At 62.7% G+C, this 12,860-nt stretch carries 12 protein-coding genes; 6 read left to right on the top strand and 6 right to left on the bottom strand.

Annotated features, from left to right (window positions below):
- Positions 1 to 144: 144 nt before the first annotated feature.
- The 4 genes from AB7290_RS36535 to AB7290_RS36550 all read left to right on the top strand — a co-directional run bounded on the left by AB7290_RS36535 (position 145) and on the right by AB7290_RS36550 (position 3,585).
- Entirely contained in the window at positions 145 to 1,017 is an 873-nt protein-coding gene (locus AB7290_RS36535; protein WP_144030688.1) for a hypothetical protein, read from the top strand.
- Complete coding sequence (locus tag AB7290_RS36540; protein ID WP_144030687.1) at positions 1,014 to 1,289, top strand: hypothetical protein; 276 nt, start codon at positions 1,014 to 1,016, stop codon at positions 1,287 to 1,289. Before AB7290_RS36535 ends, AB7290_RS36540 begins: the two co-directional genes overlap by 4 nt.
- Positions 1,290 to 1,781: 492 nt before the next feature.
- A complete protein-coding gene (locus tag AB7290_RS36545) occupies positions 1,782 to 2,714 on the top strand; it encodes an OmpA family protein (protein ID WP_434057393.1) in 933 nt (310 codons plus the stop codon).
- A gap of 634 nt (positions 2,715 to 3,348) precedes the next feature.
- Positions 3,349 to 3,585, top strand: a complete 237-nt coding sequence (locus AB7290_RS36550; protein ID WP_028150700.1) for a hypothetical protein — start codon at positions 3,349 to 3,351, stop codon at positions 3,583 to 3,585.
- Between the two features lie 109 nt (positions 3,586 to 3,694).
- Here AB7290_RS36550 and rpoD read toward each other — a convergent pair whose 3' ends face one another.
- Positions 3,695 to 5,854, bottom strand: coding sequence for an RNA polymerase sigma factor RpoD (rpoD, locus tag AB7290_RS36555; RefSeq protein WP_038942760.1), 2,160 nt, complete (start codon positions 5,852 to 5,854; stop codon positions 3,695 to 3,697).
- A gap of 379 nt (positions 5,855 to 6,233) precedes the next feature.
- Entirely contained in the window at positions 6,234 to 8,252 is a 2,019-nt protein-coding gene (gene dnaG, locus AB7290_RS36560; RefSeq protein ID WP_085400453.1) for a DNA primase, read from the bottom strand.
- Positions 8,253 to 8,455: 203 nt separating this feature from the next.
- Here dnaG and AB7290_RS36565 point away from each other — a divergent pair, with 203 nt between their 5' ends.
- Positions 8,456 to 9,019 (top strand): chlorite dismutase family protein, encoded by a 564-nt coding sequence (locus AB7290_RS36565; RefSeq protein WP_085400452.1) that lies wholly within the window; start codon positions 8,456 to 8,458, stop codon positions 9,017 to 9,019.
- A gap of 76 nt (positions 9,020 to 9,095) precedes the next feature.
- Here AB7290_RS36565 and AB7290_RS36570 read toward each other — a convergent pair whose 3' ends face one another.
- Entirely contained in the window at positions 9,096 to 9,494 is a 399-nt protein-coding gene (locus AB7290_RS36570) for a gamma-glutamylcyclotransferase family protein (protein ID WP_028150696.1), read from the bottom strand.
- 205 nt (positions 9,495 to 9,699) lie between these two features.
- Between AB7290_RS36570 and AB7290_RS36575 the strand changes: the two genes are divergently transcribed.
- Positions 9,700 to 10,503, top strand: a complete 804-nt coding sequence (locus AB7290_RS36575; protein ID WP_441254244.1) for an N-formylglutamate amidohydrolase — start codon at positions 9,700 to 9,702, stop codon at positions 10,501 to 10,503.
- A gap of 80 nt (positions 10,504 to 10,583) precedes the next feature.
- Here AB7290_RS36575 and AB7290_RS36580 read toward each other — a convergent pair whose 3' ends face one another.
- The 3 genes from AB7290_RS36580 to AB7290_RS36590 all read right to left on the bottom strand — a co-directional run bounded on the left by AB7290_RS36580 (position 10,584) and on the right by AB7290_RS36590 (position 12,860).
- A complete protein-coding gene (locus tag AB7290_RS36580) occupies positions 10,584 to 11,567 on the bottom strand; it encodes a DUF3592 domain-containing protein (RefSeq protein WP_085400488.1) in 984 nt (327 codons plus the stop codon).
- An 84-nt stretch (positions 11,568 to 11,651) separates the two neighbouring features.
- Positions 11,652 to 12,272, bottom strand: coding sequence for a LysE family translocator (locus AB7290_RS36585; RefSeq protein WP_081369126.1), 621 nt, complete (start codon positions 12,270 to 12,272; stop codon positions 11,652 to 11,654).
- 45 nt (positions 12,273 to 12,317) lie between these two features.
- Positions 12,318 to 12,860: a hypothetical protein gene (locus AB7290_RS36590; RefSeq protein WP_085400449.1), complete on the bottom strand. Its 543-nt coding sequence runs from the start codon at positions 12,858 to 12,860 to the stop codon at positions 12,318 to 12,320.

The raw sequence follows: 12,860 nt of genomic DNA on the forward strand, positions 1-12,860 counted from the left end.
AGGAAATAGGATCGTCAAAGCCACATCTTTCCACGAGAATCTCAGAAGGGGTCGGCAGTTGATAGCAGAAATCGGTTGTCAGACCAGTGGAGCATTGCTTAGATTCTATTTTTGGTTGAACACAAGAACTCCGCGCGGACCGGCATGGCCAACATTTATTATCGGAGAAAGACGCTCACCCAGTTGTTGCGTCGGGAGCTACCAAATGAATTCCTAGTTGTACCCAATCCCGACCATCCTCTGTTACTTCGTGGCCCGGATCTCCTTGTTGCGGGAGAGAGAGCGACGACTGCCGTCTTTATGCCTCTAGCCGCGGAGCGAACAAACCAAGGTCTACTCAAAGCGCGCTTTATACTTAGTCGTCTGGCTTTACCTCCTTATGTTCGCTGCATACTAGTAGCTGAAGAAAAGGACTACTCGATTGCCAACTCTTTCGCGAACGATTTTGCAAATATTCTGGAATGGAACAATCGGGCAGGAATTTCCGAAATGATTACGGACGTGACTGCTTTTGGCCATCATAAGGATGTCCCGCCAGACATTTCTGGCGACGCCCAGATACGTTTCGCAAATGCAATGGCTGTGATGCGACTGAGTAGTCGACTGACAAACCGACCATTCAGCGCGGCATTTGACGAAAAAGTCTCAGAACTTAGGCGCCCGATCAGATCTGCGATAAGACACAGCAAGCGACGACCGCAGATAGATAGAAATTCCGCCTCGACGGAGCAGCAGGTCGACTTGTCAGAATTATCGGATGCCGACGTTGACTCATCGACGGTGAACGATCTCGTGTATGAACAAGCCAATTACTATTTTTCATTGGACGGCGGGATTCCATTCGCCGCGAGAGAACCATTAGGAATAGCGGTGATTGAAGATTGGCCGGCCAGACCTCGAGATTCAGAAAAGCTGATTCTTTCTGCCGCGTTTGGCGGATGGGCTTTTGTGCTTGCCGAGCTTCGCAGCGAACTTCCTCGGTTTGCGAAACGAATGCGCCAAGGACGAAGGTCATGAGTTCACTTCGCAGAGTAAATACCTTGCGCGCAATCGCAAAGAGTGCTCGCACCCGAATTGGTTCAAACATCTTCAATCATGTCGACCAAGAACTGCAGGAGCTTGCCGCAGTCGCGCGCATCAATCCGGAAAAACGCAAGAACCTCTTGCAATTACTGCACGCGATCAGATCACTTGAAACTGCCCTTAAGGAAGAATTTCGCCTGGTCATTCGCTGGGCCCAATCTTCCGGCAACTCGAGAGCATCCCGTATGGACAACCTGGGTATTTGAATGCAGCCAATGCTCGCCGTTTTGGACAAAACGTCCGCGTCGCGCGAAACCGGTTCGCCCACGAGGCAAACGCTTTTCCAAGATCGGCTCGAGAAACTGAAAGTATACTTAGCGAGATCGAAGCTTGCTTCACGCTGGCCGTAAGGTGATTGCAGCCGCTTGCGCTTATCTCGAAGTGCCGCGCTAGTCCGCAAGAGTCGACCTCAGCTTGGCGCGGCGCAATCTTGCTGTCCCAGATGCGTCCGAAGGCTGTACCGCGAAATTCACTCTCGCCCCGTCGCGTTTGCCGATCCAACCGGCAGCCAGACGACGAAAGCGGTAGCCAGGGAGTATCTCGACATGCGAGAAACTCCTAAAAATGTGCGCAGCGGATGTGGATCATGCCCGGGAACCGGATTCGCGTCAAAGCGGCAGATCCTCACCAGAACCGATCGCATCTTGGGAGCGACAAATGAATTGCGCTCGCCCCGTCCCCAACCGATCGAGATGACCATGCCCATTCCGCACCGGATGCTCGCTGTCCTCGCCCTGCTCTCCTTCACCGCCACCGCCGCCGCCGCGCAGACCCGCGATGTCGCAGGCAGCCGCGACTATCCCGGCATCGGCCGCTTCACCGGCAGCGTCATCACCGGCTACGTGACGAAGGATTTTGACGCCGCACGGATGCAGGCGGCCGCCTTTAGGGACGGCCAGCCGGCCGATGCGCGGCGGCTCGAAGGCCGAATCTTCCGCATCGCCTATCGCACCAATCCCGGCCCCTCGATCCTGGAAGTGTCGCGCAATTTCGAGACGCAGCTTGCGAAAGCGGGCTTCGAGACCTTACTCGCCTGCGACACCGACGCCTGCGGCGCCATTCCCTTCACGGAAAGCATCGACACGCTGCCGGTCCCGCAGATGTGGGTCGACGGTTTCAACTACCGCTATTTTTCTGGCCGCAAGAGCGAGGGCGGACGCGAGACCTATGCCAGCGTCATCGTCAGCCAGAACAACCAGGACATCACCGCGCAGGTCACGGTCGCCGAGCTCGGCGCCATCGCGAACAAGATGGTCGATGCTGCCGCGATGGCGAAGGGCCTTGGCGAGACCGGCCACATCGCGCTCTACGGCATCTATTTCGATACCGACAAGGCGGTTCTGAAGCCGGAGAGCCGCCCGACGCTGGAGCAGATCGCAAAGCTGCTGACGAGTCAGCCGCAGCTCAACGTCTTCATCGTCGGCCACACCGACGGCCAGGGCGCTTACGAATACAATCTCGATCTCTCGAAGCGCCGCGCCGAAGCGGTCGCAGCCGAACTCGTGAAAAGCTTTCGGATCGCGCAGACGCGGCTGCGCACCGCCGGCGTCGGATTGCTGGCACCAGTCGGTTCCAACGCTACGGACGCCGGCCGCGCGCTCAACCGGCGCGTGGAGCTGGTAGCACCGTGACGGCCTCACTCATCTTCCCACCTGCACGCTGAGTATCTCTTGAATGGCGTTGTCGGTGGAGAAGTGGTTCGTCGTAGCGGAACTCGTCACGTGTACGCAGTGAGATGTGCAACCGTGGACATGGAACTCGTTCGCACAATGGAACACAACCTGTGCACGCGGACGGAAGACGTGCAGGCGAACGCGCTTTTTTACAAAGCACGCACCTCTCGTTGCGTTGCGAGAGCGGGAAATATGAACAAAGTGATTTGGCCATCCAAACAATTGCTTTGATGTGCATCGAAACCAGATGTCGCGACCGGCGCATATCTGACGCGCTCGATGCGACATCACAGCGTCAACGATTTGCCTTGCCACGTTATGGCGCAAGTTATAGTCTTCTAGTCTAGGTTGTCGCCCCGCCAGCCCCGGGCGACGCTGAAGACCAAAAATAAACGGCGGGCTTTGCGGCCCGCCGTTTATTGAGCGAGGGGTCGCATCGGATTTTACGAAGCGCCGGATGCATCCGAACATCCCGCAAACGGACTTCATCGATCGATTGCGCAGCCGATACCGCCGCGACAGGTCCGTGTGACCACCGGAAAACCCGCCAAAGTCATTTGACTATAGCGTCCTGATCGACGACAAGCCCGCCATGGCCAAAAAACCTGGAACCAATCCCAAGGGCGAGTTTGCCTTTTTCAACGTCTTCTACGAAGACGGCTCCCAACGCTCCAACCGGCGCGTGCCTGCGGAGCTGCTCGGAGGCCTGGACGGCGACGAGCCCGCGCGCGGCTTCATCATGGAGCAGGACCGCGAGATCGCTGAAAAGTCCGGCCGCCCGCCGCTGGCAATCAAGACCCTCGACCGGGTCGGCGCGAAGAAGAAGTAGGCTCCGCCCGACTTGCGAAGCGTCAGTACAAATAGAAAACGGCGGGCTTTCGGCCCGCCGTTTGCGTTTGGATGAATGCCCGGATCAGGCCCGGGCACGACGATCCGAATTAGTTATCCAGGAACGACCGCAGCTTCCTTGACCGCGACGGATGCTTCAGCTTGCGCAGCGCCTTCGCTTCGATCTGACGGATACGTTCGCGGGTCACCGAGAACTGCTGGCCGACTTCTTCCAGCGTGTGGTCGGTGTTCATGCCGATGCCGAAGCGCATGCGCAGCACGCGCTCTTCGCGCGGCGTCAGCGACGCCAGGACACGCGTCGTGGTCTCGCGCAGGTTCGACTGGATTGCGGCGTCGATCGGCAGGATCGCGTTCTTGTCCTCGATGAAATCGCCGAGATGTGAATCCTCTTCGTCACCGACCGGCGTCTCCAGCGACAGCGGCTCCTTGGCGATCTTGAGGACCTTGCGGACCTTCTCCAAGGGCATGCCGAGCTTCTCGGCGAGCTCTTCCGGGGTCGGCTCGCGGCCGATCTCGTTGAGCATCTGGCGCGAGGTACGCACGATCTTGTTGATCGTCTCGATCATGTGCACGGGGATGCGGATGGTGCGCGCCTGGTCGGCAATCGAGCGGGTGATCGCCTGCCGGATCCACCACGTGGCGTAGGTCGAGAACTTGTAGCCGCGGCGATACTCGAACTTGTCGACCGCCTTCATCAGGCCGATGTTGCCTTCCTGGATCAGGTCGAGGAACTGCAGGCCGCGGTTGGTATACTTCTTGGCGATCGAGATCACGAGACGGAGGTTGGCTTCCACCATCTCCTTCTTGGCCTGGCGGGCCTCGCGCTCGCCCTTCTGCACGGAGTGCACGATCTTGCGGAACTCGACGATCTCGAGGCCGGTGAGCGCGGCGAGCTGGTGCACCTCGTGACGGAGGTCCTTGATCCGGTCCTTCTCGATATGGACGAAGTTCTTCCAGCCCTTGGCTGAGAGCTTCGAGACGCGGTTGAGCCAGCGCGGGTCGAGCTCCGAGCCGGTGTAGTTGCGCAGGAAGTCCTCACGCGCGACGCCATGGCTGTCGGCAAGGCGCATCAGGCGGCCCTCGTGCGACACGAGGCGCTTGTTGATGTCGTAGAGCTGCTCGACCAGTGAGTCGATACGCGCCTGGTTCAGGCGCAGCGACTTCACCTCGACGATGATCTCGTCCTTCAGCTTGCGGTATTTGCGTTCCTGGTGCGGCGACAGCGAGGGCCCGTGCGAGGTGCTCTCGAGCTGGTTCTGGATGTCCTGCTCCTGAAGCTTGCGCAGCTTCTTGTAGCTGTCGGCGATCTTGTCGAAGATCTCGACGACCTTCGGCTTGAGCTCGGCCTCGATGGCCGCGAGCGACATCTGGTTCTCGAACTCGTCGTCCTCGTCCATGTCGGCTTCGGCGGCGGCTTCGCCCGGATCCTTCTCGCCTTCGCCGGCATTGCCGGGCGCAGGCGCGGCGCGGAACGGGGTCGGCGACGGCGGCGCGGCGGGCGGCGCGACATGCGCCGGCGCAGCTCCGTTCACGACAACGGCTTCGCCGCCTTCGGCGGACGCTTCGCCGTTCTCGCCGGTCGGACCGCCGATCATCGCGGTGTTCATGCCGCCCTTGGCGTCGGGCCCGGCATAGGTCGCTTCGAGATCGATGATGTCGCGAAGGAAGATCTTGCCTTCGTTGAGCTCGTCGCGCCAGATGATGATGGCCTGGAAGGTCAGCGGGCTTTCGCAGAGGCCTGCGATCATGGCCTCGCGGCCGGCCTCGATGCGCTTCGCAATCGCGATTTCGCCTTCGCGGGACAGGAGCTCGACCGTGCCCATCTCGCGCAGATACATGCGCACGGGGTCGTCGGTGCGCTCGCCCGGCTCGCTCTTCTTGACCTCGGTGACGGCCTTCTGGGTGACCTCGACGAGCTCGTTGTCGGTCTCGTCCTCGCCGCCCTCGTCCTTGTCCTCCTCGCCGTCGCTATCGTCGGCTTCGGTGACGTTGATGCCCATGTCCGAGAGCATGGACATGATGTCCTCGATCTGCTCGGGGGAGGTCTGGTCGGACGGCAAAACTTCGTTGAGCTGATCGAAGGTCACGAAGCCGCGCTTCTTGGCCTGCTTAATCATCTTCTTCACGGCCGCGTCGGACAGATCGAGCAACGGCGACGGCGCGTCCTGGGAGTCCTTCTCCGGCGCGTCCGCTGCCTTGTCGTCTTTCTCTTTGTCCTTCGCCTGCAGCGTCTTTGCCTTGGTGGCCATCCATTGCTCCTAAACGCGCTTCATGCAGAAGGCCGAACGGCCCGCCCGCCTGAATTCACTTGAACCTGTTGTTCGACGCTCTCGCTTCGTCAGATCGCGACACGGAAAGGGCGGCGCGGATATCTCTCGCCACCCCGACCTTCTCTCTCGCCGGATTTGCCTAACGCTTCGTGAGCCTCTTTGTCGCAGCGGATGCAGGTGTAGTGCCAACAGCGATTGCGCGGATTTATTCCTGACGCGTCTGTTCTGCCTGCGGCCGCCTGGTGGCCAAAGTGCTACAAGACCGTTAAGCCTCGATTAACCCTGTTTTTGCCGCCAAACCTTGGATTTGGCGAGTCTTTTAGCGGTTCCGGTCCCGGCCGTCCGCATGATTCTTTCATCACACGCTCTTCTGGAACCGGCCCGACAGCTCGCCAAAACCCTCGATCAGGGCCTCGGTACCGTCGACTTCTCCTATCCGAGCCTTGACGTCACGCAGCCACGCCAAATTGGCCTCGCTGGGGTCCTCCCCCAAGGCCAGCTCGGCGTCCTTCAGTTCTCTAAGTAGTGAATGGTATTGCCGATGCAAGGCAACGAGCTGGTGCCAGGTGGAGAGAACGTCGTCCCGGGCGGCGCCCTCGCGGGCACCCCACACCGCCGCGGTCGTGATACCGTTCTCAACCCTTTGAAGAAGCTGTGAAAATCCACCCTTCTCGATGTCGGCTCGCATCTTCTCGGCCAGCTCGCCGGGGTCCGGCGAGTGGTGGTGGTCGTTGGCAAAGGCGGCGATGATGCCGGCCCGGAGCTTATGGGCCTCGGGATGGGCCAGCTCCAGGGCGGCGACCTCCTCAAGGTGGTCGTGCAGCAGCCAGGGGTGGTTGATCAGGATTTGCAGAATCAGGGCTTCGCGCCGGGATATGGCGCTGCGCTGGCCCTTCATGATCGGGCTGGCCGCCAGCTGGGGGCTCGCCGCCTGGTAGGGGCCGGAGGGAATAAAGGCGGGACCGGGGCCCCCACGCCGCCCTTGGCTGCCGAATCCCTGCCCCCCGAATCGATTCGCCTGCCCCCCGTTGCGCGGCTGGAAGGAGCGGCCGGAATTGCCCTGAAAATTGCCCCGGCCGGCAAATCCGCCGCGGCCGCCTTCAGGCGCGAAGGTACGCCGAAGCCGCTCGGCAAAATCGTCGCGATAATAGCGCCGCACCACCTCGTCGCGGATGCCGTTGGACAGCTCCTTGACGCGCGCCTCGAGCGCGGCGCGGCGTTCGGGCGTGGCAAAGTTGCCGCCTTCGAGCTCGCGCGACCAAATCATCTCGGCGAGCGGCTTCGCCGCCGCGATCACATCCTCGATCGCACCGCGGCCGCCCGAGCGGGCGAGATCGTCGGGATCCTGACCTTCCGGCAGCAGCGCAAAACGCAGGCTCTTGCCCGGCGCAAGAAACGGCAAGGCGAGGTCGGCGGCACGGTAAGCCGCCTTCTGTCCGGCGCGATCGCCGTCGAAGCAGAGGATCGGCTCGTCCGCCATCTTCCAGAGCAGCGCGAGCTGGTTTTCGGTCAGCGCGGTGCCGAGTGGCGCCACGGCACCTACAAAGCCTGCCGTCACCATGGCGATGACGTCGACATAGCCTTCGACCACGATCAGCGCGCTGCCATCGTGGGTGGCTTTGCGCGCGGTCTGGTGATTGTAGAGATTGTCGCCCTTGTGGAAGAGCGGCGTCTCCGGCGAATTTAGATATTTTGCCGGAACGTCCTTTTCCAGCGCGCGCCCGCCGAAGGCGATGACGCGGCCACGCAGATCCGTGATCGGGAACATCACGCGATCGCGGAAGCGATCGTAGGGCACGGGAATGTCGTTGCCGGCTACGAGCAGGCCGGTCTCGATCATGTCCTCGACGGAGACGCCGAGCTTGCCGAGATGCTCCTTCAGCGCGAAGCGCTCGGGTGGCGGCGGCGCATAGCCGAGGCGGAACTGCACTTGCGTCGCCGGCGAGATCGCACGGTCAGCGAGATAGCCGCGCGCCTTGGCGCCGGCGCGCGAGGCGAGCGTCTCGGCGAAGAATTTTGCAGCGAGCTCCATCACGTCATGCAGCGTGCGGCGCCGCTGCTCGTGCCGCGCCGCATCCGGCGTTACCGCCGGCAGCGCCAGCCCCGCCATGTTGGCGAGCCGCTCCACGGCCTCCGCGAACGGGAGGCCGTCGGTCTCCATCACGAAGGTGATGATGTCGCCGTGCTTGCCGGAGGAGAAGTCGTGGTAAAATCCCTTCTGGTCGTTGACGTAGAAGGAGGGCGTCTTCTCCTGCTGGAACGGCGACAGCCCCTTCCATTCCCGCCCGGCCTTCTTCAGCTTCACGCGCTTGCCCACGACTTCGGAGACCGAAAGCCGGGCACGAAGCTCGTCGAGGAACTGGGGCGTGAAGCGCATGGGCTCTGGGTCTGGCGCGAATCAACGTAAGTCGGGCGAAGGGTTACGGATATAGGCGCGGCCTGCCCAAAAGTCAGGTTTGTCCGGCTTATCCGGGTTATTCGACCTATGCACAGGCGTCATTCCGGGGCGATGCGAAGCATCGAGCCCGGAATGACCGCGGAAAGACTTGAACCCGGACCGGTTCCGCGCTTCCATAGGCCATGTTCAGGATGTTTCGCGGCGGCCACAGCGGGGGCTGGCGTGTGACCTCGATTTCACCCGTGGTGGGCGAGCCCCTGCCCTTCGTGCCGGCGCTGTCGGTGACCGACAGCGAGGCGATTTCATTGCCCCTGGTGCCCTCTCGCAATGCGTGGCGGCTGGTCGGCGTTGCGAGCACGACGCGCTACACTGAGCGCGCCGAGAAGCAGCAGCTCACCGCGGTGCAGGCCGAGCTCGGCCGGTTAGAGGCCACTTCCGCGGCGCTGATTCCGATCCGCAAATCGGAGGCGTGGTGGGAGCTGACGCAGGAAGAGCGCCGCAAGATCTTCGAGGACAAGTCGCACCACATCGCCAGCACTCTTCGTTTCCTGCCCGCCATCGCGCGGCAGCTCTATCACAGCCGCGATCTCGGCGGTCCCTTCGACTTCCTGACATGGTTCGAGTTCGCGCCCCCCGATGCCTCGCTGTTCGAGGAGCTGGTGGCGATGCTGAGGCAGACCGAGGAGTGGAGCTACGTCGAGCACGAGATCGACGTGCGCCTGGTGAAGGAAGTGCTGTCGGCTTAGTGATCGAACGCCGGCCACGATGAAGGTGCGATCCCTCGCTCCGCTTGCGCGGGAGAGGTGAAGTCCGCATCCGCGCCTAGTGCTCGAGAAAGCGCCCGGACTCGATGCGCGGCAGATCGGTGACGGGCCAATTGTAGACGTAAGTCCAGGCCTTCTCCGTGGTGCCATCAGGCAGCGTCACGTCGATCAGCTTGCGCAGATATTCGGTCGGCTCCGGAAAGCCCTCGCCGCAGGCCTCGTACATGTCGAGCTCGCGCAGGAGCTCATCGGGCACGCGCAATTGAAAAAGCTCACCATGGACGACATCGGAGGCCGCGTTCGACAGCAGCAATCCGGGATAATGCTTCACGAGAACGAGCCGCCCGCGACACGTCGCGTCACCCAAAAAGTCCGCATGCCCTGCAAGCAGCCGCGCCATCGGATGGTCGAAGCCGCGCATCAGGGTGCCGTAGACGAAAAGACGATCGGAGGTCATGGGGTGTCTATAGCCGTCAATCGAGCGAAACGACAGCCGCACATTTCCACGTCCGAGCGAAGTCCCGGGGGCAAGCGAGATTTGGTCTTGTGATGAATCGCCGGCAACGGCATCGTCTGGCGATCATGATGATTTTGGGTGGACCGACCTGCAAGCGATTGCTGCCCAATTTGGACGGTACCTGCTTTTTCCATAGGCAATCAGGATGGACTTGAACACGGCCGACGCGACCGATCAACTGCTCGGCGCGGGGGACATTCCGCCGGTGCATGAGGTCAATGCGGATGGGGCATCGCCTTTCCTGCTCACCTCGGATCATTACGGACGGATTCTGCCGCGCGCGCTCGGCGACCTCGGCGTCGCGGAAAGCGAGCTGACGCGGCACATCGCCTGGGACATCGGCATTGCCGGCGTCGCCGAGCGGCTGGCAAAAATGCTCGATGCGCATCTGATCGCGCAGCGCTATTCGCGGCTGGTGATCGACTGCAACCGCTCGCCCGGCGTAGCAAGCTCGATTCCCGTGATATCCGAGGCGACCGCGATCCCGCGCAACGAGGGCATCTCAGAGGGCGAGCGCGCGGCGCGGCGGCGCGAGATCTTCGAGCCCTATCACCGCCGCATCGATGCCGCGATCGACCGCCGCCTGCACGACACGCGGCCGGCGGTGCTGGTGTCGCTGCACAGCTTCACGCCGGTTTATGCCGGCGTCGCCCGGCGCTGGCACATCGCCGCGCTGTATAACCGCGACACCGTGCTGCCGCAGCTGCTGCTGAAGCATTTGCGCGCTGAAGGCGATCTCGTCGTCGGCGACAACGAGCCCTATGCGGTGAGCGACCTCAGCGACTACACCATCCCCGTCCACGGCGAAGCCCGCGGTCTCGTCAACACCGGCATCGAGATCCGCCAGGATCTGATCGCGGATCAGTCCGGCCAGCAGCAATGGGCGGAGCGGCTGGCGAGGATTTTTGCGGAGATCGAGCTGGAGTTGAAGGCGGAGCTGTTGGTGTAGGGCACGCTGCGTTCCCTCCCCCCTTGCGGGGGAGGGAACGCAGCGGAGTACGACGAAGCTGCTGAGCAACTGTCTCAGGCTCATCCGCCCCGCGTCGCGACGAACACCGCGAGCGCAGCGAAAATCGCAGCGATCCCCCACAGCAGCCAGGCGATGCGGACGGGGCCGCTTGTATCGAGCGTTGCCTCGGCCGGGTTGTCGGGATTGACGCGCACCTCGACGGTCGCGCCGTGCTTGTAGCGCGACATCAGCTTCTTCAACATCTCGTCGGACCCGGACTGCGTCCCGGCCGAGACGCGCGCGCATTCATTGGTGTAGCTGATATTCTGATAGCGATAGGTGTAGGTCACGCGCTTGCCGAACATCTCGGTGCCGCGGCGCTCGCCCGGCTCGCTGGCCTCGTGATATTGCTCGATCCCCGACAGCTTGATCGTGCCCGGCACCACCGGCCAGCGCGCCGCCTTCAACGCCTGCCGCCGCACTCCATAACCCATCAGCGCGATGACGAAGCCGAACGCGCCGAAGCCGACGACGAGGCCGGCGAGATCGGGCCGCCCGATGTGGTGCGCAAGGTAGGCATAAGTCTGGTTGAGACCGAACGCCGAGCCGAACACGATGCCAAACGCGATCGCCGTGCCGATGCCGAGGCAGCCCCACAGCCCCTTGGGCAGGTCGCGCTCGAGCACGGCCTGATCGGGATGGCGCGGATTGTAATAGACGGTGACGACACTGCCGGCGGGATATTTTGCGAGCTTCTCGGCGACCTCGAAATTGCCGAGGTCCTCGCCGATCGAGATGCGGTTACAGCTCAGCTTGCGGCTGCCGACCGGATATTCGTAAGTCACGTTCGCAAAATTGCGGCTCTCGAGCCGATAGCCTTCCTCGCGGTCGCTGTCGGACACCCTGACCTCGCGCACCTCGGCGACCGAGCGGACGACCTTGCCCGATGCCTGCGGCCAGCTTCGCGCCTCGCGCGCCTGCCAGGTCTTCACGACGGCGGCGACCAGTAACAGCCCGAGCGGTGCGAACAGCATCGCATAGACGAACCAGGGCAGATCGGGCACGGCCAAATTCCTTCGTCAGCGGCAATGCCCGATTGGACGCATCGCCGCCGCGAAGGGTTCAAGCGCGAACCGGTACGAGGGAGGTTATTTTGCCCGTGTCAGCGCCAGCCAGATACCGCCGCCGATCATGAAGCCGCCGGAGATGCGCGACATCAGCCGCGTCCGGCGGGCCGAAAAGAATTTTCGCGCGCGCCCCGCGGCGAGAGCGTAGAGCGCATCCGTCATCGCCGCGGTGACCATGAACGTGGCGCCCAGCAGCGCGACTTGCGGGAAGTGATCGCGGTTCATGTCCATGAACTGCGGAATGAAGGCGCCGAAGAAGATCAGCACTTTCGGGTTCGACAGCAGCACAAGGAAGCCTTGCAGGAAGAACCCGCCGCGCGGCGGCGCCGGCGGCTCGTCGACATTGAGGCCTTCGACCGGCGCCCAGATCAGCTTGATGCCGAGCCAGATCAGATAGGCGGCGCCGGCAAAGCGCACCCAGTCGAACCAGTAACCCATGGTCGCCATCAGCGAGGTCAGGCCGACCGCGACGATGCCGATGACGATGGCAAGCCCGGCCTGCGCGCCCGCGACATTGGTCAACGCCGCGCGCGTGCCGTGACGCAGGCCGTTGGCGACGACGAGGGTGACGATCGGCCCCGGCAGCAAGGCCAGCGCAATGCAGGCGGCGACGAAGGCGAAATAGGCTTGCATGGACATCATGGGGAGGACTCGCTGAGAGCGGTTTGGCGCATTAATGCATGACACTCACTGTCCGTCCAGCGCCGCGGTCGCCCATAGCTTCATCTCCGGCGTCTCCAGGAACGCCAGCGCTGCGCGCTGCACGGCGCCTGCTTCGCCACGCCCCTGGGCCGCAGCGACGAAGAGATCGCAGCGGCGCGAGACGGCGATGCCGATCGCGGCATGACGGACGCCGTCGGCCATATCGAGATCATAGCGCCTGGCACGACCACGCATCTCGCCAAGTCCCACTTCCTCACCCGGCGCGACGGCGGCAAAGCGCGGGGTGATCAGATCGATGTCGGCAACGCGATCGACCTCATCATCGTCGGCGACGCCGCGGTCGCAATTGCAGAAGCCGCGCTTGGCGCGCACGTAGAGCAGGGTGCCCGCGCAGACACCGTCGCAGCGGAACGCGCGGCCGGCGGGCCAGCCGTCGCGCGGGAACGGCCATGCGATTTCGCGCCAGCCCGCCGATTCCGCCGCCGGCGCCGGCGCAAGCCGATAGGCCCCGACGCCGGATGCACCGAGCGCGATGGCCACGGCCGCAATCGCCGCCCCGCGCCGCAT

This window comes from Bradyrhizobium sp. 613_E4_N2_2 (assembly GCF_052075995.1).
In the GTDB taxonomy this organism is placed as follows: Bacteria; Pseudomonadota; Alphaproteobacteria; order Rhizobiales; family Xanthobacteraceae; genus Bradyrhizobium; species Bradyrhizobium barranii.

What these genes read in the sequence shown, in the direction of transcription:
- AB7290_RS36535 (WP_144030688.1), top strand. Translation starts at nt 145, where the DNA reads ATGGCCAACATTTATTATCGGAGAAAGACGCTCACCCAGTTGTTGCGT.
- AB7290_RS36540 (WP_144030687.1), top strand. Translation starts at nt 1,014, where the DNA reads ATGAGTTCACTTCGCAGAGTAAATACCTTGCGCGCAATCGCAAAGAGT.
- AB7290_RS36545 (WP_434057393.1), top strand. Translation starts at nt 1,782, where the DNA reads ATGCCCATTCCGCACCGGATGCTCGCTGTCCTCGCCCTGCTCTCCTTC.
- AB7290_RS36550 (WP_028150700.1), top strand. Translation starts at nt 3,349, where the DNA reads ATGGCCAAAAAACCTGGAACCAATCCCAAGGGCGAGTTTGCCTTTTTC.
- rpoD (WP_038942760.1), bottom strand. Translation starts at nt 5,854, where the DNA reads ATGGCCACCAAGGCAAAGACGCTGCAGGCGAAGGACAAAGAGAAAGAC.
- dnaG (WP_085400453.1), bottom strand. Translation starts at nt 8,252, where the DNA reads ATGCGCTTCACGCCCCAGTTCCTCGACGAGCTTCGTGCCCGGCTTTCG.
- AB7290_RS36565 (WP_085400452.1), top strand. Translation starts at nt 8,456, where the DNA reads ATGTTCAGGATGTTTCGCGGCGGCCACAGCGGGGGCTGGCGTGTGACC.
- AB7290_RS36570 (WP_028150696.1), bottom strand. Translation starts at nt 9,494, where the DNA reads ATGACCTCCGATCGTCTTTTCGTCTACGGCACCCTGATGCGCGGCTTC.
- AB7290_RS36575 (WP_441254244.1), top strand. Translation starts at nt 9,700, where the DNA reads ATGGACTTGAACACGGCCGACGCGACCGATCAACTGCTCGGCGCGGGG.
- AB7290_RS36585 (WP_081369126.1), bottom strand. Translation starts at nt 12,272, where the DNA reads ATGATGTCCATGCAAGCCTATTTCGCCTTCGTCGCCGCCTGCATTGCG.
- AB7290_RS36590 (WP_085400449.1), bottom strand. Translation starts at nt 12,860, where the DNA reads ATGCGGCGCGGGGCGGCGATTGCGGCCGTGGCCATCGCGCTCGGTGCA.